Genomic DNA, 22091 nt, shown 5'->3' with positions numbered 1-22091 from the left:
TTGAATTAAAATTCAATGTTTTTTGGGCGATCGCGTAATAAGATATACTGACTTTGATTGGGGTCTTTTTTAGAAAGCCTTGGCATAACTCTTTTAAAGTAGCATCATTTTTTTGATCGAGCAGTCTGGTTTACAAGCTGTTGCTACTGTACTTAATGAACCTGGAATATGCTGTATTTTAGACCCCCTATAAGTCAGTGCGTCACCCATTTTTAGTTGCGAGATGTCTATTATACAAAAAAATTAATCACCAAGGCTTCGCCCTATAAAAATTTATCTTAAATTTAACCAATCTTGAATTTCTTGCGCTAACCAAGCCGCCTCAACCTCTTTCAAGTTGTTCGCTAAGACATAAAAATAAGTTCCTGTATAGTTGCCTGAACGAATTTTGATTTGATTCCCCCCAGAATTATTGTATATAAAAGCACCCAAAATCTCAGAAACTTCCCCCCTTTGTCCTAAATAACTCCAACCAAATATCTGATGTTCCAGTTTAAAGTAGTTCCGGTTAAATGTAATTTTATTACCATTGCCCAAAATCTTAAGTAAGATACTTGCTATAATCGTAAACCATCCTAATCCAGTACGGAAATTTTGTTGCCAAAATACTAAGGGGAACGACAAAAATAACAGTAGAATGAATATTCCTATTAAAAAAGCACATAAAAAAGGCTGTCTGACTAAAGTAGAGGGAATTTTAATGTTTAACTCGGTCGCTGATTTGCTAACTTGAATGCGACTGTGAGGTGGTTTAGCAATTTTCCGAACAGTCGCAGTTTGAAGATTAGCCCCTTGTATGTTTCCCGATTTCAAAGCTGCTAAAGCGTCTCTAGCCTTGCTGAAACGCTTTTCTAACGCGATTTCCGTCATCTTCTCAATCCAGCTTACCAAACTGGGATTCACACTCACGCGATCGCTAAACTGAATCCGAGAATCTTTCTGTGGCAAATCCGCAGGAGTCATCCCCGTTAACAAATGAATTAAAGTAGCTCCCAAAGCATACAAATCCGAAGCCGCCACCGCCCGCCCCCAAAACTGTTCTAAGGGTGCATAGCCACTCGTGCCTACGACTGTAAACGTTACACCTGTCACCGCCGCTTGAGCTTGTACCGCACCAAAATCTACTAAATAAACCTGCTGATCTTCCCCCCAAATTAAGTTACTCGGCTTAATATCTCGGTGCAAAACTGGGGGGTTTAATTCATGCAAATAAATTAAAATTTCCAGCACTTCAGTGGCAATTTTTCGTACTTGTTTTTCTGAAAATCTATTGCCTTTTTCTAACAATTCCTGAAGTGAAAATCCCGGAATATAATCTTGCACTAATCCAAACCAAGGCAATCCTGCTCCGGCTTCCCGTTCCAGGGAAAAATAATCTCGATAGCAAGGAATGCGGGGATGATTCAGCGCCTGCAAAACTTGTGCTTCTCTTTCAAAAAGCTTGAGTTCTTCCCAGTGCATTTCCGGGCTAAAAGCTAACATTTTCAGCGTTACCTGTTCTTGAGACTTTAAATCCACTGCTAGCCAAGTTTGATGACCGGCGGCTGTACGTCCTAAACGCTGTTGCAATTGATAACGTTCTTGTAAAATTTTTCCTGTATCTAACACAGCATTGCCCTCCAGTTTTGAATTCTACAAAATGGCCTTAACTATTAAATTAAGGACGGCTCTCCTACCCAGCTCATTTTTACTCATATTTGTTAAATCACAGGGTCGGAGATTAACTCTTTTGGTGACAGCCTTAAATTGCTACTAGAAGTAATTACCCGTGCATTTCTCCATTCGGCATAATTGTACCGCGCCACTGAGCACCTGATAAATTAGCAGTGCTCAAATCTGCCCTAATCAAACTTGTGCGGTGCAAAATTGCCTCCCGCAAATCTGTTCTAGCCAGGTAAGCATCAGTCATATCAGCTTCACTCAAATTTGCCTGATTAAAATTAGCTCGACTCAAATCAGCTCGCACCAAATTAGCTCTACTCAAGTCAGCCATGATTAAATTAGCATTGCTCAACTTAACATCAGTCATAAATGCACCGCGCAAATTAGCGCCAGCCAATTCAGCATCAAGTAACACAGCTCTTTCCAACTTAGCATTGGTCATTACAGCCCAGGAAAAATTTGTTTCTACCAAAGTTGCTTCAGTCAAAAATACGCCATCTAAAATAGCTTCGCTCAAATTTGCCTGAGTCAGATTTGTTTCTCCCAGAAATGCTTCAGTCAAATTCGCGTGACTGAGATTAGCTTTAGTCAAATCTGCACCTTGCAAATTGACGCCCCGCAAATCTGCACCTTGCAAATTTGCACCCCGCAAATTTGCACCCTCAAAAAGCCGCACCTCCTTCCGCAAATTTGCACCCCGCAAGCACGCACCGCGCAAATCTGCACCTTGCAAATTCACACCTCGCATATCTGCATCGCTCAAATTTGCATCAATAAAAACTGCCAAAGAGATGTTAGCTTTTCGAAAGTCTGCACCTTGCAAAGTCGCTCCGTGGAAGTCTGCATCGGACAAATTTGCTCCGCTCAAGTTGGCTTGATTTAAGTTAGCACCGCACAGCTTTGCATTAGTTAAATTTGCGCGCTGAAGGTTAATTCGGCTTAGATATGACATCGCTAAGTTGGCACCGCAGAGGTCAGCACTGCTTAAATTGACGCCAATTAAATCGGCACCGCTCAGGTATACGCCTCGGAGATTCATACCTTGAAAATCTAGTTCTCCTGATGTATATCGCCTTAAAATTTCGCTGGCATTCATATTTGTTTTTGTTGTTAATTAGGTACAATCTGCTATTTCTAGACTGCTTAAATTTCTGTTCGCGCAGGCGGACTTAATTTCTGTAGCCCCAGACTTGAGTCTGAGAAATTTGATGAAATTTATTGAATTTCAGTTGACGCAGGCCGACTTAGTTGGTGTAGCCTCAGACTTGAGTCGGGGCATTTAATGAGTTTGATTGACAAATTCTTGAGTCCAAAAAACTGTTTTGCTACCTAACTGTCGCCCGTGAATTTTCACATGAGTAAGATATTTGGATTTTAAAGTACACAGTTTTTTGTGAATGTAGGTAGCTGTCGCCTGTTGGTTTGGTACTTCAGCAGACTCCAGAATTATATGGAGCCAACCATCTTTAAATCCCGCTGTAGAAACAATTCCTTTAGGCTGTAGCAATTGATTAATCAATTGGGCTATCGCCTTTGGTTTGCCTTGCTTTGCCATTTCCAGAAGCTGATACTGATTTGCTTTATGGCTAGAGTTTTCCTGCGGTATTTCTGAAATATCGTCGCTCAGGTTTTCTGGGATTTCCGAAGGATATTTACCGCTTTCTTTTGACTCCAATTCGCTCAAAATTTCCAGCAATTTATCGGTAAACTTCTGAACTTTCCCTACATACTCTCTGAGATTTTTATATTTCCAGTACAAACGCTCCTCTGCACTTCCCCTAGAAAATTTTCCGTTCAAAGCAGCTTCTAACTGGGTGAATATATTTTCTATTTGCACCGTTGCAGAGTTAGCACTTTGACTGACTAATTCTGTCATTTCTTCTTCCAATTCCAACTTGCGTTTGATGGAATCGCTAATATTTATAATAACAGGAGCCGCCGGTTCTAAAATTTCGATAATAGTCGGCATTTCTGCAACTGGGAATGTTTCTACCATTTGCTGTCTGAAATCAGTAGCATAATTATGGCTGGTTTCGGGTTCTTTAAACTGTACATTTTCTGCCGTGTCCGGCACTAAGTAACTCTTTTGGGGGTCATAATGATAGTGAGGTGGAGCAGCTTGAAGGATGTGAGTAATCTCGCCTGGATCAAAATAATCGCTGCGCCTGTCCACCAGCTCGCTCTCTTCATAAACACTGTTGTTTAAATGTGTCTGATCGTAATCTTCACTAACCGAAGATTCGGCTTCATAGGATTCTTCCTGTTGTATTTTTGCATAACAAGGATTCATCGCTTTGATGATTACGCTTGCAGCTTGGTCGTTTTCATCTCTGTTGTCAAGATTGCTAGCAGTTGTGTACAATCGAGACTCGAGTTCGGCTAGGCTGCCACAGACATTAAACAGTTGTCGCAGTAGATTGTCAAGTTCTTGAGTTTTCAGCATTAGCCAATCGCGATCGCTAAAAGTAAACTCGTGATAAAGAGTAGAAAAAATTAGGATTTTCGCCCTCAGCGGATTTGTTTGCTGCAAAATTTTTTGTCTGACATCAAATAATTTTCCGGGGTTTCTTGGCCTTTCTTCGCTGCTGGGTACTTCCGAACTAAAGTGCTCTTCAAATGCGGGAGCTTCCTGACCGCCAAAACTAGATATGTTTATTTCTAATTTGGTGAAATCTTCAAATTCATACAGCCTGCTAAGTTGACAGACTATGAGGTCTGCTACTAAAGCATACTCGGTTTTTTTATTAACCTTAGAGACTATATTATTTAAAACTGCTTCAATATCTTCTAACCTGCTGTATTTGGCGCACAGCTCTTCAATTAAAAGCCTTACATCTGCGCTGGCGAGTTGGGCGGGATCGTTTTCCCAGGACTCTTTACAAGCAAAAAATATTATTTTTTTAATGCGTGAGAGATTCACGTCTTGTTCTAATTCGCGAACAACTTCATCTAAAATAGATAAAGCTTTCATAGTTTTCCTCCCATAAAAATACCCTGTCAACACTCAGCAAGAAATAATACAATTATACCACATTTGATAAATGCAAGACTTTGATGCGATCGTCATTGGCAGCGGTATTGGGGGCTTAGTCGCCGGCTCGATGCTAGCTCGTTACGGCAAGCGGGTGCTCGTCTGCGAGAGCCACATCATAGCGGGCGGGGCAGCTCACAGCTTTTCGCGCCGGGGATTTGACTTTGATTCGGGGCCTTCTTTTTATTGCGGTTTGACTGATCCCCAGTCGTTCAATCCCTTGCGGCAAGTTTTTGATGTTTTGGAGGAATCGATCGCAGCAATTCCCTACGATCCGCTGGGCCATTACCATTTTCCAGAGGGAAGTTTACCGATTTATGCTGATGCGAGAAGTTACTTAGATGCTGTAGCTAAGTTCACACCGCAAGGTGCTGTAGAATTACAGCAATTTCAACAAAATTTATTAGTTTTGTATGAAGCTTTGCGTGGAATTCCGGCTTTAGCGCTGAGATCCGACTGGCAGTTAATACCTGTTTTGCTGTCTCGGTACTCGCCTGCTTTGCTGAAGCTGTTGCCGCTAGTAGGTGCGATCGCGGGTTCAGCCGGTTCCTTGATGGATCGCGAGGTGCGCGATCCTTGGGTGCGGCGTTTGATCGATTTGGAGTGCTTTTTGCTGTCGGGTTTGAAAGCGCACGGAACTGTCGCCCCGGAAATAGCTTTTATGATTGGCGAACGATCGCGCTGTGCGATCGAATATCCTGTAGGTGGCAGCGGTGCGATCGTCGATGCTTTAGTCAGAGGTTTGCAGCGCTGGGGAGGAAAGTTGCGCCTGGGAGCTCCAGTCGAGCAAATATTAGTTGAATCCGGCAAAACAACCGGCGTTCGCTTGAAAAATGGCGAAGTGATCCGCGCCCCAATTGTTATTTCCAATGCCACAATATGGGATACTTATACAAAATTACTGCGACCTGAAGATTTGCCGGAAAGCTACCGAAAAAACGCTTTGTCGATGCCCGCAGTAGACAGTTTCATGCACCTGCATTTAGGAATTAAAGCCGAAGGACTCGAAGGTTTGACCGGCCACCACGTCGTCGTTCACGACAGCAAGATTGACATTACAGTACCCGGAAATACTTGCATGATTTCGATTCCTACAGTGTGGGATGCAACTCTCGCGCCGCCTGGGCATCACGCCGTTCACGCTTATACATTGGAACCTTACGAAGGTTGGGAATATGGCGAATTGTATCAGCAGAAAAAGCAAGAGCGATCGCAATCTCTGTTTCAAGCTTTAGAAAAAATTATACCCGATTTGCGATCGCGGATAGTCTTAGAGTCGATCGGCACACCGCTAACCCACGCCCGATTTTTACGCCGATATCAAGGAACTTACGGGCCTGCAATCGCCGCCGGAAAAGGCACATTTCCCGGCCCACAAACACCAGTCAAAGGCTTGTATCGGGTGGGAGACAGCACCATGCCCGGAATTGGCGTGCCCGCCGTCGCAGCATCGGGTATTTTGTGCGCGAATACTTTAGTAAATTCGGATGTGACAGCACAATTTTTGTAAGTTATGGAAGAAGGAAGAAGGAAGAAGGAAGAAGGGACATTAACTGGTTCCCTGGCTCTGGCTGGGAACCGAGCTCCAGAGGCTCTGCCTCGCTTGCAAAAAACAGGAGGCAGAGCAATAGTGAAATGCGTTCCCAGCCAGAGCCAGGAAACGAGGAAAACGAAGAAAAAACTACTTTTTACAAAATCGGCCTGTTCCCAAAACTGATTATCCACCAGCGGCAAAAGCGCCCATAATTGCGATCGACAAAGCCAAACCTGGCAACAGCAGCAATCCTAACATCAAAGCATCGTGTCCGCTCATCACTTTCTCCTGATATTGACGTTAAACATTATACTCTATAAACTGCCATCTTGCCTCGGTCTTAATAATTAATTAAAACCGGCATATAGATTCAGGATTGAGAGGGCAAATTTTATTAACAATGGGATTCCCGCGCAAGTCCAGGGTAGTTAACTTTTGCAAAGATTGCAGGGAACTGATATCAGAAATTTGATTGTTGTACAAGTCGAGCAAAAATAAATTATTTAAAGCTTGTAGCGCGCTGGTATCCGAAATCGGGTTGTTGAACAGATAAAGTTCAGTCAAATTAGTTAACGATTTCAGCGGACTGATGTCGGATATTTGATTGTTACCGAGGTTGAGTTCACTTAAATTAGTGAGCGATGTCAAAGGAGTAATATCTGATATTTTATTTTGGAATAAAACCAATTTATTTAAGTTAGTTAGAGCTTTCAACGGAGTAAGGTCAGATATTTTATTTCCGAAAAGAAACAGCGTAGTCAGATTTTTTAAGGAAGCCAGCGGGGTGATATCCGATATTTTATTATTGTAAAGGTAGAGTGTCTGGAGTTCAGTTAAATTTTCCAGAGGAGCGATATCGGAAATTTGATTGTTGTAGAGAATCAGCGAATTTAAGTTAGTTAAGTTTTTCACCGCAGTGATGTCGGAAATTTTGTTGTCAAACAAGACAAGTGCGGTAAGATTAGTTAGACCTGCTAGGGGACTGAGATCTGAGATTTGATTGGTATCGATAACGAGTTGAGTCAGATTTATTAGATATGAAAGCGGGCTGATATCTGATATTTGATTAACATCCATAATCAAAGTTTTCAGATTGATTAAAGATTGCAGGGGAGCAATGTCAGATATTCGATTGCTGCCGAGAATAAGATTAGTAAGTTTAGTGAAAGATGAGAGGGGGCTGATATCGGTAATTTGAACATTTTTGAGGTTAAGTTCTGTTGTATTAGAAAGCAGTTCGTTGGCTAGAACGCACTCGGAAGAGTCTGATATTTGCAACAGTATTTCTACCGTATGTTTAGCGCCGGACGACAGATTATCTTTTTGCTGGCACCACTCGGAAAAGTTATTATAATTTGTCATGGGCTGTGCTGCCTTAATCGATTTTAGATCGGAGCTTTGAAATTTTAGATAAGTATAGCAATTCTATTTCATTTGTGAATGAGATTTTTTTCGGGTTTTGAGAAATTTTCGCAAAAATTGTGTAAAGTAATCTTAACATCCTTAATTGCATTGCATTCGCAGGAGCCAAGAGCCAACTATGACACCAGAACTAATTTTTAATGCCGGTAATCTGTTCGTTGTGCCTTTCTGGGCAATTATGATTTTATTACCCAACTGGGGAATTACCCGAAAAGTGATGAATTCCTTTATTCCGTTTGCAGTGCTAGCCGTTTTGTACATATATTTGTTTGGTAGCAGTCTGACTGCGGAAAATGCGGCTGCTTTGTCGAATCCTAAGTTAGCAGATATTGCTAAGTTTCTGGGGGAAGAAACGGCCGCTGCTACGGGATGGATACATTTTTTAGTGATGGACTTGTTTGTCGGGCGCTGGATTTATTTGGAAGGACAGCGGACAGGAGTTTGGACGGTTCATTCTTTGGCTTTGTGTTTTTTTGCTGGGCCGATGGGATTGCTTTCTCATATTGTAACGGCTTGGATTACTCAAAGGTTTTTCCCGAATTCTGAGACGGCGGAAACTGTTACTTCATCGGTTTAGGCAGAGGGTTTTTAATACCTTGGATGTTATATCGCATCCGGTTGCATCGGAATGATTAAACCGCGAAGGCGCAAAGGACGCGAAGGAAGAGAAAGAAGAAGATACGGTTATTCCTTCGCGCTATGAGCGTCTTCGCGGTTCATTTAATCTTACGACCTAACAGAACTCGATCTAATACAAGCGCAGTTGATATCAATCATCCACTCTTGGACGCAAAGCCTAATTATGTAGCGTGCATCTGAAGCACTTTACCGCTAGAATTTGGGTAGGGGTTGGTTTATAAATACCTAGTATGTGAATTGCAGATAGGGTGAACTCGCCCGTACAGAATTTTAAGAATTGGCTAGGGGCATCACTAAACGAGCCACAATTAAATTGTTTTCTAACATTTCTATAGAAAAGTTTCCCCCCATTAAGCGTACCGCTCGCTGACAAATTAAGAGATTTTGGACGATCGACCTATTGGAACTAGAAACCGCTAATATATCGGGTTCGGAACCGCCGTTGAAGGCAGCAATTAACTGTCGATCGCACGCGCCACTATCGATTACAGACAATTCTAACAAATCTTCCCCCAACAACTGAGAGCGAATCTCAATCTTGGCGCCAACAGCAGAGCGCCTGCAAGCCGTCGCCAGCAATTCGCACAGGATCAAATCGAGCTTGATGCTGTCCCCGCGAACGCTCAAAGTCTGACCCGCAGGCATCGACACAGCAGTTTCTCTGTGCACTTCCAGTAAGACTTTCGACTGTTTGACCAGGGAGGCCGTTCGATCGAGCGATCGCCTCAGCCAAGCGCTCACAGGCACCGCATCTTGTGCGAATTGCAGCCGCCAATGTTCCTGTTTCAGCAGCAAATGAGTTGACCCCAAAGCATTGCCAATTTGCCGCAAAACCTGTTGGTAGCGCAAAGTTTTCAGAGCATCCTTTTGTTCCTTCACTGACTGGAAAATCGACTGACTCAACTCCCCCAACTCCTTCACCCCCGCTCCCACAGTGCGGTAAAACTCCTCAAAACGGCGCTGTTTGTACCAGTTGAGCAGCTCCAGATCCAATCGCTGCGACTCGGCGGCCGATTGCACCGCCAAATACCTGCGCCACCAAGCCAACTGAGACGCCATCGAGCTGAGTAAACTCACCGACAACTCCGACCACTGGCGACCCGGAGCGTCTGCAGCAACCACAATGCCCGCCGCAGCGTGTTCTGGGGCAGTCCGTAGCGCCACCGTCAGAATCTCGCCAATTCCCGGACTGCGGAGCCACCGCTTCGTCGCCAGCGGCAGTTGGCTCGTGTTCTGTTGCAGCACGCCCGCTTCTGCCAGGGTTTGTTGGATCAAAGGGTCTGTTTTGACAGGAATCACCGCCTCGGGATTGAGGGCAAATACGGGATTGGCAGCTACTGTCGCCACGATGGAACCTTCCTCCTGACCCGGATTCCAAGTAATTACGGCGACTAAAGGACAGGAAAGTGTCTGGGAAACGTGTTGAGCAAAGTTACGATCGAGCTTTTGTAGCGGCAACTCTGGGAACATCGTCGGTGAAGCAGCAGATATCTCTTGCTCAGATTGCTCATCAGGAGAATGGTGCAAAACCGACAAACCCGATTTGAGTGATCGCTCAAATTGCTGATATTTGTCGATTGCCGAACTCTGCTGCCACGAGTGCAGGATCAATCCTAGTTGTTGGCCCACTAGCCGAACTAATTCTTGCTCAGATCGCCTCCAAGTGCGAGTTGCATTGTGTCCGACAACCAGCAAACCCTCGATCGATTTTCGATTGGCGATTTTCGATTTTAGATTGGGGTTTTCTCCCTGTTCCTTTTTCCTCCGAGTGGTCGATGCCAAAAGCGATCGCACCCCCGCCTCCCCCAACACTTCCCGCCAAGCGCTCAACCGCCCGTCTTCCTCCCAATTTTCAATAGCCACAGGTTCGCTTTCTTGCAACAGCCCCACGTCAGCCACATCAAGGGCGTTGAGCGGCGACGGCACTGATCTGCGGTTGCGGGGCAGATTTTGGCAGACAATTTCAAAGCGATTTTGTTCTTCGCCGTACAGCAGCAACAAAAAGTATTCGCATTTGAGCCGCTCGCACAACTGTTCGGCGGTATTTTTCAAAGTCGCCTCCCAGTCAGCATCGCTGTAGATGGCGCGAGCTATTCCCGCAGTTAAATCTCGATCGATCTCAATTTGCTGAATTTTCTCCTCCATCTCCGACACCGGAGCCGTCAGAGCCACTAACTGCGCCACTCCCCGCAGGTAATGTTTTTCATTGTCTTGCCAAATCCGGGGTTCGCTGGCTTCGACTGCCAAAAATCCCAACAATTCCCCTTCCGAAACAATCGGCGCAGCCAACAGAGAGCGAGCGCGGATTTGCTGCATCAACCGCCCTGTCAGCTCCGTTTTCAGAGAACTTTGAGATTCACCGATCCAAACCATTTCTTGCCTGCCCAAAGCCTGATAAAATTCGCCCAAGTCTTGAACGGTGATGCCCGAAGCCGCTCGGCCGGGCCCCCCCAAACCCGGAGTAACTTCGCGGTTGCTAACTCTGCGCCAAAAATAGCGCCGCTCTCGCTCGAACCAATAAACATTGGTGCGCGTCGGCTCGATAAATTCATGAGTTTGTTCGACCACCGCTTGCAAGTATTGGTCGAGCGATCGCAATTCCCCCAACTGCGAAATCAGCGCTAAAAGAGACTCGTCTGGGTGTTTAACTTGTTGTCGCTGCCAGTCTTTTTCTATTTGGTAAAGAGCAGTTGCGAGCGCTCCAAATACAATCGCCAACTGCGTTTTTTCCCCCGACTTTGGCGACGCTCCCCACACCTCAGTGCCGAGCAAAATCACGCCGTAGCAGCGGTCTTTGTAGCGGAGCGGAAACAGAGTCGTGCCTTGAATATTGAAAGTTTGAGCTGCTTTGCGCCATTCTCCGGCTCTGTTTTCCGATCGCAAATCCGGGACTCCCACCGGCCGAAGTTGAATCACCACTTGTTCCAGCAAATCCCCCGGACTCAGAGCAAACCGCTGTTTCAGAAAAGACAGGTCGCCGTTAGGAGTTATGCCACCTTTGCCGAACAATCTGTGCGCCTGTCGATCGTACAACCCGATCCAAATCAACCGCCAGTCAAATTCCGATTCCAAGTAACCGAGTGTGGTCGAAAGTAGCACTTCAACATTCTCCTCTTCTCGGAGAGTCTGGAGAACGCGCTCTAGGGTCGCGATTTGTTCGTCTAAATCCTTTGGTCTTTGCTGCTGCCCCATTTCCAAGCTTCCCCGCACCTTTGTCTAATTTAAAATTACTAACTTAAAAATTCAAAAAAATAAAATGCAAAAGAGTCAACTTATAATATAATCGTCTCACTTATCCCTCAATCTCAAACATTGGATAAAGTCGATCGAAGTTGAAGTAAAAACTTCGCCTTCACTGTCGGCTCCTGAATATTTTTATTTCCCTTCTCATTTCTAATTTGTAAATTGCCCCAGTACAAATCATTGGATATTTATCAATCAAGTGTACGCCCGCTGTTGTTTTCCGTATTGAAAACCGATGCCGAGTGGCTGCACAACCGCACTCTCCAAGTTCTCGAACTCGCAGCCAGAACCCAGTCAAACCCCGCCACCAGCCAAATGCTCTCTCGATTGCAGAAATCTTTGGGAGTCCAAGATTCTCGCCTCGAACAATCTTTGTGGGGACTGAGCTTTAACAATCCTGTCGGCTTGGCTGCCGGATTTGATAAAAACGGCGTAGCTGCTGACATTTGGGCAAATTTTGGCTTTGGCTTTGCCGAACTCGGAACTGTCACTTGTCAACCACAGCCGGGAAACCCCCAACCTCGCTTGTTTCGCTTGACTCAGGACAGTGCAGCCCTCAACCGCATGGGATTTAACAATCAAGGAGCCGCGGCAATGGCAGCCCGGTTTCAGGCAGCACAGAAACAGTCAAAATTCGATGCCTCGCGCCCCATGCCTCAGTCTCGGTTCCCGTTGGGCATCAATCTCGGTAAATCTAAGGTAACACCGTTAGAGCAAGCCGCAGCCGACTATTTGGAGAGTTTTAAGCTGCTGAAAGATTGGGGCGACTATTTTGTAGTGAACGTTTCGTCGCCGAATACGCCGGGGTTGCGATCGCTCCAAGATGCTGCTGGGCTAAGCACAATTTTGGAAATTTTGCAACAAGAAAATCAGGGAAGCAAGCCAATTTTAGTCAAGATTGCGCCGGATTTGGAGTCGGAGGCGATCGTATCAATCCTCGACTTAGCAAAAACCTACCAACTAGCAGGAATTATCGCCACAAATACCACCATCCGCCGCGACGGATTGAAAACACAAATATTGCGAGAAACAGGCAAACCAATCGCCGAAGAAGCCGGGGGAATTAGCGGGCTTCCAGTGCGAGAGCGATCGACAGAAGTAATCCGATTTATCTGGCAATATACAAAAGGCGAATTACCCATAATTGGAGTTGGTGGCATTTTCACCGCCGAAGATGCTTGGGAAAAAATAGCTGCAGGTGCGAGTTTAATTCAAGTCTACACCGGTTGGGTTTACGAAGGGCCTTGGATGGTGCGCCGGATTCTCCAAGGGTTGTTGCAAAAGTTAGAAGAAAAAGGATTTAATTCAATTTCCCAGGCAGTTGGTTCGGGCAATCAATAGACATACGAGTGAAAAGCAAGTCTTGGGCAGGCAGGATGTCTGCCCCACAATAATTTTTGAAGAAGTCTAATAAATTATTGCAGCAGGATGTACGCACCGACTCTAACGAGTTATTAACTCTCTTATGTCACTTGAGGCAGAAGAAGAATAGAAATCAGGGTGAGACAGAAATATAAAAATTGAGGAAGTGAGCCTATAAACGATAGATTGAAGTTTAGCAAACCCTAAAGATAATTGAAGAATAGGAAAGACTGTAAGCCCCGGCTGAATTAAGTTCAATATGGTAAAAGGTTGAAGTATGATACGAAGATTGTTCAAAATATTCTTCCAGCCCTTACCCCTCTACCTCCTTCAACCCGTCCTCTAGCAGCATCCGCACAATATCGACTTTCTTGCGCCCCGTCTTGGCTGCCAGCATCGACACTTTACGATGTAGAGATTCGGACATATCCACCGTAAACCTGACCGTTACTTCTTTGTCGGGTGCTTGGAGTCGGTGAGTCAGACTGCTCTCTTGGGATGGAGCGGGGACTGGTTCTGCTGCTGATGCTTTCGGCTGCGGTGCTGTTAGCGCTGGCAGTGCAGCTTCCAGTATTGGTGGTGTTTCCGTTATAAGTGATGCTGTGGGTGTTGTTCCTAGTGATACAACTTCTGTTGGTGCTTGCACACCTGTTTTTATGTGTGTTAGCTTATTACTTAGAAGAGCATATGTGTCAACGATTACCGTCCGTCGTCGTTGTTTGAGGATGAGGAGTGGGTGAATGCTTCTGAGTCAGGGTCGGTGGTTGTCCCGGTTAAGTCATCCACTTCAGCAAAAGGGAAAGCTTCAACAAAATGTACTTGTGAGGGTTTTCCAGTTCCAAGTTTTCGGACGTTAATAACAAATTTATTGACAATCGCTAAAAATCGAGTCTCGCCTAAATTGCGTCTGGTTTCAGTTAGTTTCGACAAGCTGAAAATGCCAGCTCCTTTGCAACAGAGAGTTTTGGATTTACTGAAGGTTTCCCTAATATTGTAGTCATCTATTGAGGGAGGGCGTTACCGCGATTGCCCGACTGATGGGGGCTTTGCTGGGATGCGATCGACCACAGGGGGGAAGTTCCGATTAAAAAGTTGAGATAGTCTCAACGAAAGCGACCGCTTGGCAAAAAGTTTCGTGCTTTGCATCACACCAGGAAGCAAAGCGAGCTCGCTTTCTCTCTAGCTACCCTTGAAGAACGAAACTATACTTACATCTTGCACCAGTCGAATAATCTCACATTGCATCTGCCCTGCTTGACAACAAAGGTTATAACTCAAAGTTAATTTCTAGCTTCTCTGACTGGGGTGAAACTTCCTAATTGGTGCATTGTCTTACTTAGAGGCACCCAGTATATTTATGAATTTTCCATTCAAAGCACGTTTGAAGAGCCAGAAGAATTCACCAAAAATGGTGATGCCGTTAATTAACCAACATTGGTTGGTGCGGATCGTCCTGCGCTCCATTTCCTACTTCCGCAAAGACTTATGGCTGATCGTCACGCTCTTGTTGTTGATCGGAGCATCAGTGCTTTTCAACCTTCTCAACGCCTGGCCGATGGCGATTCTAGTCGATACGGTTTTATCACCAACTCCGAAATCCAACTGGATTCATACGCTGTTTCTTACTCCGTTCGGTGAAAGCACGCTGAACCGAATTTTCGGAATGGCATTCGTCGCGATGATTATTAGAATCCTGAGCGAGACCGTTTTCATGCTCCGTAGGATGTTGAACTACCGCATCCAGTACAACGGAACCTTGCGGGTTCGCACCGAACTCTACGACAAAATGCAGGCGCTGAGTCTCGGCTGGCACGGCTCCCGATCGCAGGGTGACGCAATCTATCGGTTGAGCTACGACAGCCTCGGCCCCTGGGGGGTAATCGATACGCTTATCGGCTCCACTGCCGCATCGGTGACGCTGACGGCGATGATCTGGATCATGCTGTCGCGCCATGTCCTTCTCACCGTGTTTGCGCTTTCGTTCACTCCGCTTCTAATACTGGCGAATTGGTACTTCGAGGGAAGGATTAGGAGTCGAGCTCTTGAGTCGAAGCAGACCGATGCGGTGATGACCTCAACCATGCAGCAAGCTATAGAGTCGATCGGGCTAATCCAGTCCTTCGGTCGAGAAGCAACCGAGTCGCGGCGCTTCGGGCAGGCGGTGGAACGCAGCGTCAAGGCCTCCATGCGACTCAATTGGCAAGAAAACCTCTATCCGCTAGCGGTTCAGGTAGTCTTCGCCCTGGGAAGCGGGGTAATCTTAGGCTACGGCGGATACCTAGTTTATCGCGACCAGTTCTTGCGTCCGGTGCAGGGCGGCGTGACCATCGGCGATCTGCTCGTATTCATGGCGTACCTGGGGCAGTTCTGGGACCCGATAGGTTGGGTGTTGGGGTTCACTACTAAGATCCAGACGTTTGTAGCTTCATGCGATCGCGTCTTTACAGTCATTGACGAGCCGCCCGCCATAAAAGATGAGCCTGATGCGCGATCGCTTCCCGTCCATCCCCGCACACTAGCACTTGCCGACGTAAGCTTCGAGTACAACTCTGGGCAACCCGTCTTGCGGAACATCAGTGCTAGTATCGAGCCGGGTCAGATGGTGGCGTTTTTGGGCCCTAGCGGAACGGGAAAGAGTACGCTGCTCAATCTTTTGCCGCGCTTCTACGACCCGACATCGGGGAGCGTCCTCCTTGACGGCTTCGACCTCCGCACCCTTAAGATTGCCGATGTTCGCAAGCACATGGCGCTCGTCTCGCAAGGCAGCCCACTCTTCCCCGGAACGATCGCAGAGAATATCGCCTACGGTCGCCCGGATGCTCTGCTCTCCGATATTCGGGAAGCGGCGGCTGAATCCGGGGCAGCCGAGTTCATCGAAACCTTGCCAGAGCAGTATGATACTTTAATCGCTGAGGGCGGTCAGAACCTCTCGGGCGGACAGCGACAGCGCCTAGCTATTGCGCGGGCGCTCGTCACTAAGGCTCCTATACTCATCCTCGACGAACCCACGAATGCGCTGGACTTGAAGCACGAGCAGTGGGTACTAGAGACTCTGCAACGTCTACGTCGCAACAGAACCATCATCTTGGTCACGCACCGACTCGAAACTGCCGTAGACTGCGATCTGATTTTTGTGATGCAGTCGGGCGAGATTTTTGAGTCTGGCACTCACGCCGAACTCCTTACCAAACAGGGACTCTACTACCGAATGTTGGGCTACGGTACCGTAAAATCAACAGGACTTACGCACAAACCCTGCATCGAGTAGGGACACAACATGGCGAATTTATTCTGATTCTTTTGCTTCAATCAGTGGGCTTTGACTGCCTGACTGGGAATAGCACTGGCATTAACTGACCCAGCGGCACAGAAGGCTGCTCATGAACCAATATTAAGGACCGCAAGGCAAATAGCCGCAGGACGGACTATTTCTGAAAAAGTGCAAACGTACTGGAGATTTGGGAAAAGGATGCGATCGCGATCGGCTACGATCCTGGGCGTAAAGAATATAGATCGCTTTTGGGAGGAGCTCAGTCCGAGCTCTGGCAATCTTTACCTCCTGTCTATAGACAATGTGATACTGATTTTTGGGAATCTTATTCAGAAGTGCTACCTTTTAAAAGACATCGACCTGTAGGCAAAGAATCGGGAAAAACCAGTCATATTAAAAGACTTAATAATACTTTACGGCAGCGAATTTCTCGTTTGGTTCGTAAAACCTTGTCTTTCTCAAAAAAACTGCTTGCACCATATTGGGGCAATTTTTTAATTTGTACATCACTATAATTCTTGCATAAGAAAACGATATCATTACTGTGCATGACTACCAAAAAACTATCATGGCAAGACCATACCAACATTTTCCTAACCTTAATACTACAATCTTTTTATTTATTCAAGCAACTTTAATCACTATTACATCTAAAGTAAATCGGCCATTGTAATTTTCAATAATCTTAATAACTTCGATTGAGCTAAGACGCATCTAATCAAATAATTCCGCTAATTTCAAAGCATTAACTTGAGCTTGAGCTTTATGCAGCGACTCCTGCCATTCCCTTTCTGGATCGCTATCAGCAACAATCCCCGCACCCACTTGTCCCCAAACAACTCCCCCGGTCGTACCGTCATTTTTCGGTGCATATAAAAGGGTGCGAATCAAAATATTTAAATCCAGGTTCCCGCGCCAGTCCAAATAACCGCAGGAACCGTAAAATAAATTGCGCTTCACCGGTTCCAATTCTTCGATGATTTCCAGACAGCGCACTTTCGGACAACCTGTAATCGTACCGCCCGGAAATACCCCTCGAATTAAGTCGATCGCGTCGCAATCTCGTCTTAATGTACCGATAACATTACTGACGAGGTGCATCACGTGACTGTAGCGTTCAATGGTCAGAAATTCGTTAACTTTTACCGAACCCCATTCACACACCCTCCCGATATCGTTGCGTTCTAAGTCAACTAACATAATATGTTCTGCTCTTTCTTTGATATTCTCTATTAATTCCTGTGCTAACTTCTCATCTTGAATGCAGGTTAAACCTCGCGGTCGCGTTCCCGCGATCGGTCTAGTATCCACTTTTTTTCCTAATAATTGAACGAGTCTTTCCGGCGAACAACTAACTATCGCCCCCCACGGAGTTTGCCAATAACTTGCAAAGGGCGAAGGATTTATCCGTTGCAAAGCGCGGTAAATTGACCAACTACTGCAATCTGTACGGGCTTCAAACCGCAAAGATAAATTAGTCTGAAAAATATCGCCCGCATGAATATACTTCTGAGCTTTTCGCACTATTTCTTTATACTCACTCTGAGATAATTGGAAAATAGGAGTAGCGGAATGTTGTTGATAATTTTCCGGTAAATTATTCGGGATTATTTCTCGATCGGTTTCCTCTAATTGATGCTGCATAACATCAAGGTGAGAAGGTTGACTCGCAGCCAACCAGAGAATTTGCGTTTGACCGTCTAAAACCGCAAAAGATTCTGGTTCGTACCAACAGCTAACCGGGAAAGGAAGCGGATCGGTATTGAGTTGGGGCAGGTGTTCGATTTCCCATGCTAAATCATAACCTAGCCATCCCAACCAACCCCCAGTAAAAGGAATTTCCGGCGGTACATTCACTGCTAAATTTTGCTTTTGAGAGTTCAAAAGAGCGCGCAAAAAAGGTAAATTTTCACCGACTGGCGGTGTCCATAGCTGAGATTGACCGTCAATTATCCGGGGAGAACCTGCACAAATAGAATATCTTGCCAAGTTAGTAGAAGATGTAACTGGACTTTCTAGCAGAACGGCCATATCGCGGGGGAAACAATCCGATATTGAGCTTGCACTGTCGGGGGTTTTACCGAGAAATAAATTTTGAAAAATCTCCGAGCCGCTGCGCTGATTTAGGGGAAGCTTTCGCCAATGCCAAGGTTGTACTGGTTTCATAATAGATTGCACTATGGTTAACACTTTCAGGACTTACGCTACGAGTCAATTTTGACACTATATGTAGTAGTAAGGTACACATTTCGCATCCTACTAAAATCGATTGAAAACGTTATCTCAGCCATTCCTGACAACTTTCCAAACATCTCGGCTTGCTTCTTTTTGGAGGCGTATCCAACCCCTAACGGAGTTAATGAGAAATAGAGTTTGGCTACTGTGCAAATCATCTAAGGTAATTAATTCTTCTCTGATTTTTCCCTCCTCTAAAAGTTGAGAACGAAACGTCCCCGGTAATAAACCGCACTTGACGGGAGGTGTGATTAGACCTGCGGGTGTATCCAGCACGATATTGGCGATCGTGGATTCGCTGATAACTCCATCTTGATTCCACAGAAAGACATCCTGATATTCGGGCTGCGACTCCAAAGCCATTGTATAAGGCAATCGGTAAGTTGTCTTGTGGTAAAGAAATGGGTTTTGAGAATCGATCGGTTTGCGGGCAATTCCCACAGATGCACCGATTTTTAAGATACCGCTATCTAGTGTCTGAGCTTGTAATGTTATGTTTCCCTCACAAGATATTGTTAACCGTATTTTTTGTTTGACTGACCCGCAAGTCATACTTAATGCTTGTAAAGATTTGCTTGCTTCTGTTAGCGACAGGGGGAAATTAAAATAATCAGCCGATCGCTCTAATCTTTGAAGATGTCTGTCTAGCAAAAAATAGCCGTTTTTTGGTTCCCATAAAAGTGATTCCAGCAATTCAAATTTTTGCTGTTGTTGAATCATATTTTTGTCAATATAATGTAAATGAGGTAACTTGACAATTTTTCGACCCGCGAAGGTTCCTGTTGGTGTAATTATATAGGAAGTTAACTTGAATTTATGTTGCCTAAATCCTTTATATTTCAATGGCGCCATGCCATCGGGCTGTTAATATTAACCTCAGTGCTCACACCCCTAGCCCTCAACTACTACGTCCGACTTGTTACCCGCAACTACCGCCACAGCGATATAGCTAACGTGCCGGCAGAACCCATCGCTATAGTTTTTGGTGCCGGAGTTTGGGAAGACGGTACTCCAAGCCCAATGTTAGCCGATCGAGTGCAAGCAGCCGTCGATTTGTACAAAGCGGGGCGAGTGGACAAAGTTTTGATGACAGGAGACAATAGCAGCGTCGATTACAACGAAGTCCAAGCAATGCAGGACTACGCCGCAGCCCAGGGCGTACCGACTAATAATATCATTCTCGATTATGCCGGATTTAGCACCTATGAAAGTTGCTACCGCGCGAAAGAGATTTTTGGCATAACCCAGGCTGTTTTAGTTACCCAAAACTTTCACTTAGCCCGCGCTGTTTATACCTGTCGCCAGTTGGGCGTAGAGGCGATCGGTTTAGGAACGCCGGATTGGGGCAAATTTCGCCAAAAGGGCATGATTCGCTACAGTTTCCGCGAATTTTTTGCAGTCCTAAAAGCGCTTTGGGAAGTGCGCGTTACCCGTCCAGAACCGACTTTTTTGGGACCGTTTGAAGGAATTAAATAAAATTTATGAGTGCTCGGTTGAAGAGCTTTGCAGTTGCTTTAAGGACTAAATTTTTCCCAAAAAACAGGTTTTATTACAACTAACCGGACATCATGTAAGTCCGGGAGTTGTAAGTTTTGAGTTAAACAAAACTTACAACACAACTCACAAATCATAACTCGCCCGTTGCGGTAGTGTTCCATAACTTACTCGCGTTTGGAAAGCCCTGCCAGGGACCAAGTTAGGCTCACCATCATTAAGCGACCTAGAGCCTTCAAACGTTCTTCGGCGTTATTTTCGACCGCTTGAGACAGAGTTTCCGACTTAACATTGAGCGACAATTCTTCAGCAGTTTCTGCTGGTTTTTCCAACAGGGGTTGTTCAGAAGATGTCTCAAGGCTGACTTGTGGCTGCTGATTTTTTTCTTCGGTCATTTTCTGAGTCACCTCCTGGAGTTATTGCATACATAACCCTTAATACAAATGTAACTTATTTGTATCCGGGATTTGGGGAGTCAAGTTTTCCTTACCCGACAATCGCAGTTACCAACTGACTTAAAAGTTTTGATTTGAGTTGTTAGCTATCTTAAATAGCACTTAGCCAATTTTCCTCAGAAAGCCGATTTATTCACAGATAGGTCGTCCTCCACCAATTTTTTGTAATAAACAAGATTTCTGAGCCTAAGTCCTGTTAAACTCAAAACTCATGCACTACTACCGATGATGCACATCACTGAAGTGTTATATTTACTTAACAGTAATATTTCCGAGATTCTGATATTGTTAAAGATTAACAATTAATTTCGCTCGGATTTATATCAATCTGCAAGCAACCGTCTGGAAATTATTAACAAACTGAAGGTGTAGAGCCGATGGCAATTTATGTTGATACTGCAATTGTAGCGGAAGCCGCACGCGCGAGCAAGTTCGGATGGATAGCGGGAATTACTACTAATCCGACCCTTTTGGCAAAAAGCGAGTTATCTCCTGAGCAAACCCTTAAACAACTGGCACAAGTGATTCCTGGGGAAGTGTATTATCAGCTAATGGCATCTGATGTTGATGGGATGGTAGCAGAAGGAAAAGCGGCTTTTGAATTAATTGGACAGCAAACAGTGTTGAAAGTTCCAGCAACGGCGGCGGGTTTCCAAGCAGTAGCGCATTTGTCACCGGAAATTCCTTGCGCGGTGACGGCGATATACAGCGCCGCGCAGGCTGCGGTGTCGGCGGAAGCTGGGGCAAAATATGCGATCGCCTATGTGAATCGCGCCACCAGATTGTTGGGAGACGGTTTTTCCTTAGTGCAAGATATGGCAAATGTCTTGAAGAAAAGTAATACTGAAATTTTGGCAGCTAGCATTAAATCGCCGTCCGAAGCGGTAAAAACTTTATTAGCTGGCGCCCATCATTTGACATTGCCTTTTGATGTATTGCAAGCGATGGCTGTTCACGAATTATCGCAGCAAACTGTGGATGAATTTGCCAAAAACGGGCGGGGAATATGAGCGAAGCTATTTTGTCTGCTGGGGGTAAGATTAGGGAATCTCCAAACTTGTACTCTTAAATGTGAGAGCTTATGGCTATTACTCGCGTCTCTGTAGACTCAGCAGGCAATCCGGGGAACAACTACTCGCTGTTCCCCTCCATTTCAGCCGACGGGCGGTTTGTGGCCTTTGGCTCTATTTCCACCAACCTCGTGCCGGGGGACACTAACAATAGCGAGGACATCTTCCTGCGGGACTTGTTAACCAATACCACCACCCGCCTCTCTGTAGACTCAGCAGGCAATCAGGGGAACGGATACTCCTTCTTACCCTCCATCTCAGCCGACGGGAGGTTTGTGGCGTTTTCATCTGATGCCTCCAACATAGTGCCGGGGGATACTAACAATCAAACCGACATCTTTGTGCGGGACTTGTTAACCAATACCACCACCCGCGTCTCTGTAGACTCAGCAGGCAATCCGGGGAACAATAAATCCGGTTCACCCTCCATCTCAGCCGACGGGCGGTTTGTGGCGTTTTTATCTAATTCCACCAACCTAGTACCGGGGGATACTAACAATAACTACGACATCTTCGTGCGGGACTTGTTAACCAATACCACCACCCGCGTCTCTGTAGACTCAGCAGGCAATTACGGGAACCGTGACTCGTATAACCCCTCCATCTCAGCCGACGGGCGGTTTGTGGCGTTTTTATCTAATTCCACCAACCTAGTACCGGGGGATACTAACAA

At 45.6% G+C, this 22091-nt stretch carries 17 protein-coding genes and 2 pseudogenes; 8 read left to right on the top strand and 11 right to left on the bottom strand.

The window, feature by feature from the left end:
- Positions 1-273 precede the first annotated feature (273 nt).
- The 3 genes from QUA27_RS23970 to QUA27_RS23960 all read right to left on the bottom strand — a co-directional run bounded on the left by QUA27_RS23970 (position 274) and on the right by QUA27_RS23960 (position 4633).
- Positions 274-1608: a serine/threonine protein kinase gene (locus tag QUA27_RS23970; protein WP_333071136.1), complete on the bottom strand. Its 1335-nt coding sequence runs from the start codon at positions 1606-1608 to the stop codon at positions 274-276.
- Positions 1609-1762: 154 nt separating this feature from the next.
- Positions 1763-2758 carry a pentapeptide repeat-containing protein gene (locus QUA27_RS23965; RefSeq protein WP_333071135.1) on the bottom strand — a complete coding sequence of 332 codons (996 nt, stop codon included), beginning with the start codon at positions 2756-2758 and terminating at the stop codon, positions 1763-1765.
- Positions 2759-2941: 183 nt separating this feature from the next.
- Positions 2942-4633: a hypothetical protein gene (locus tag QUA27_RS23960; protein ID WP_333071134.1), complete on the bottom strand. Its 1692-nt coding sequence runs from the start codon at positions 4631-4633 to the stop codon at positions 2942-2944.
- A gap of 70 nt (positions 4634-4703) precedes the next feature.
- Here QUA27_RS23960 and QUA27_RS23955 point away from each other — a divergent pair, with 70 nt between their 5' ends.
- On the top strand, positions 4704-6203 hold the full coding sequence (locus QUA27_RS23955) for a phytoene desaturase family protein (protein ID WP_333071131.1): 1500 nt from the start codon (positions 4704-4706) through the stop codon (positions 6201-6203).
- 375 nt (positions 6204-6578) lie between these two features.
- Here the strand turns inward: QUA27_RS23955 and QUA27_RS23950 are convergent, their stop codons facing one another.
- Complete coding sequence (locus QUA27_RS23950) at positions 6579-7589, bottom strand: leucine-rich repeat domain-containing protein (protein ID WP_333071129.1); 1011 nt, start codon at positions 7587-7589, stop codon at positions 6579-6581.
- 178 nt (positions 7590-7767) lie between these two features.
- On the opposite strand from QUA27_RS23950, the gene QUA27_RS23945 reads away from it, so the two are divergent.
- Positions 7768-8226 carry an ABA4-like family protein gene (locus tag QUA27_RS23945; RefSeq protein WP_333071127.1) on the top strand — a complete coding sequence of 153 codons (459 nt, stop codon included), beginning with the start codon at positions 7768-7770 and terminating at the stop codon, positions 8224-8226.
- A gap of 332 nt (positions 8227-8558) precedes the next feature.
- Here the strand turns inward: QUA27_RS23945 and QUA27_RS23940 are convergent, their stop codons facing one another.
- Positions 8559-11498: a sensor histidine kinase gene (locus QUA27_RS23940; RefSeq protein WP_333071125.1), complete on the bottom strand. Its 2940-nt coding sequence runs from the start codon at positions 11496-11498 to the stop codon at positions 8559-8561.
- A 213-nt stretch (positions 11499-11711) separates the two neighbouring features.
- On the opposite strand from QUA27_RS23940, the gene QUA27_RS23935 reads away from it, so the two are divergent.
- Positions 11712-12872 (top strand): quinone-dependent dihydroorotate dehydrogenase, encoded by a 1161-nt coding sequence (locus tag QUA27_RS23935; protein ID WP_333071124.1) that lies wholly within the window; start codon positions 11712-11714, stop codon positions 12870-12872.
- 102 nt (positions 12873-12974) lie between these two features.
- On the opposite strand, the pseudogene QUA27_RS23930 reads toward QUA27_RS23935, so the two are convergent.
- From QUA27_RS23930 to QUA27_RS23920, 3 genes and pseudogenes are all read right to left on the bottom strand, one after another.
- Positions 12975-13211: pseudogene (locus QUA27_RS23930) on the bottom strand (hypothetical protein); the annotation flags it as partial.
- On the bottom strand, positions 13207-13539 hold the full coding sequence (locus QUA27_RS23925) for a YlcI/YnfO family protein (protein ID WP_333071122.1): 333 nt from the start codon (positions 13537-13539) through the stop codon (positions 13207-13209). The pseudogene QUA27_RS23930 and the gene QUA27_RS23925, both read right to left, overlap by 5 nt.
- Positions 13540-13592: 53 nt before the next feature.
- Positions 13593-13823, bottom strand: a complete 231-nt coding sequence (locus QUA27_RS23920; protein WP_333071120.1) for a hypothetical protein — start codon at positions 13821-13823, stop codon at positions 13593-13595.
- 427 nt (positions 13824-14250) lie between these two features.
- Between QUA27_RS23920 and QUA27_RS23915 the strand changes: the two genes are divergently transcribed.
- The gene (locus QUA27_RS23915) at positions 14251-16161 is read left to right on the top strand and encodes an ABC transporter ATP-binding protein (RefSeq protein ID WP_333071117.1); all 1911 of its coding nucleotides are present in this window, start codon (positions 14251-14253) and stop codon (positions 16159-16161) included.
- Positions 16162-16433: 272 nt separating this feature from the next.
- Positions 16434-16662, top strand: a pseudogene (locus tag QUA27_RS23910) (IS1 family transposase); the annotation flags it as partial.
- Between the two features lie 216 nt (positions 16663-16878).
- Here the strand turns inward: QUA27_RS23910 and QUA27_RS23905 are convergent.
- Together QUA27_RS23905 and QUA27_RS23900 are read right to left on the bottom strand one after the other, a co-directional pair.
- The gene (locus QUA27_RS23905) at positions 16879-18330 is read right to left on the bottom strand and encodes an anthranilate synthase component I (RefSeq protein ID WP_333071115.1); all 1452 of its coding nucleotides are present in this window, start codon (positions 18328-18330) and stop codon (positions 16879-16881) included.
- Between the two features lie 117 nt (positions 18331-18447).
- Positions 18448-19119, bottom strand: coding sequence for an aminotransferase class IV (locus QUA27_RS23900; RefSeq protein ID WP_333071113.1), 672 nt, complete (start codon positions 19117-19119; stop codon positions 18448-18450).
- A 96-nt stretch (positions 19120-19215) separates the two neighbouring features.
- Here QUA27_RS23900 and QUA27_RS23895 point away from each other — a divergent pair, with 96 nt between their 5' ends.
- Entirely contained in the window at positions 19216-19875 is a 660-nt protein-coding gene (locus QUA27_RS23895) for a SanA/YdcF family protein (protein ID WP_333071111.1), read from the top strand.
- 185 nt (positions 19876-20060) lie between these two features.
- Here the strand turns inward: QUA27_RS23895 and QUA27_RS23890 are convergent, their stop codons facing one another.
- Positions 20061-20288, bottom strand: a complete 228-nt coding sequence (locus QUA27_RS23890; protein ID WP_333071108.1) for a hypothetical protein — start codon at positions 20286-20288, stop codon at positions 20061-20063.
- A 437-nt stretch (positions 20289-20725) separates the two neighbouring features.
- On the opposite strand from QUA27_RS23890, the gene QUA27_RS23885 reads away from it, so the two are divergent.
- The gene (locus QUA27_RS23885) at positions 20726-21358 is read left to right on the top strand and encodes a transaldolase family protein (protein ID WP_333071106.1); all 633 of its coding nucleotides are present in this window, start codon (positions 20726-20728) and stop codon (positions 21356-21358) included.
- 71 nt (positions 21359-21429) lie between these two features.
- Positions 21430-22091, top strand: a 662-nt coding sequence (locus QUA27_RS23880; RefSeq protein ID WP_445251540.1) for a TolB family protein, incomplete at its 3' end; no start/stop codon positions are given.

This window comes from Microcoleus harperi Pol14_C6 (assembly GCF_036701295.1).
Taxonomy (GTDB): domain Bacteria; phylum Cyanobacteriota; class Cyanobacteriia; order Cyanobacteriales; family Microcoleaceae; genus Microcoleus.
The sequence above is the reverse complement of the archived record's forward strand: the minus strand, read 5'-3'. Positions and strand labels throughout refer to the sequence as shown.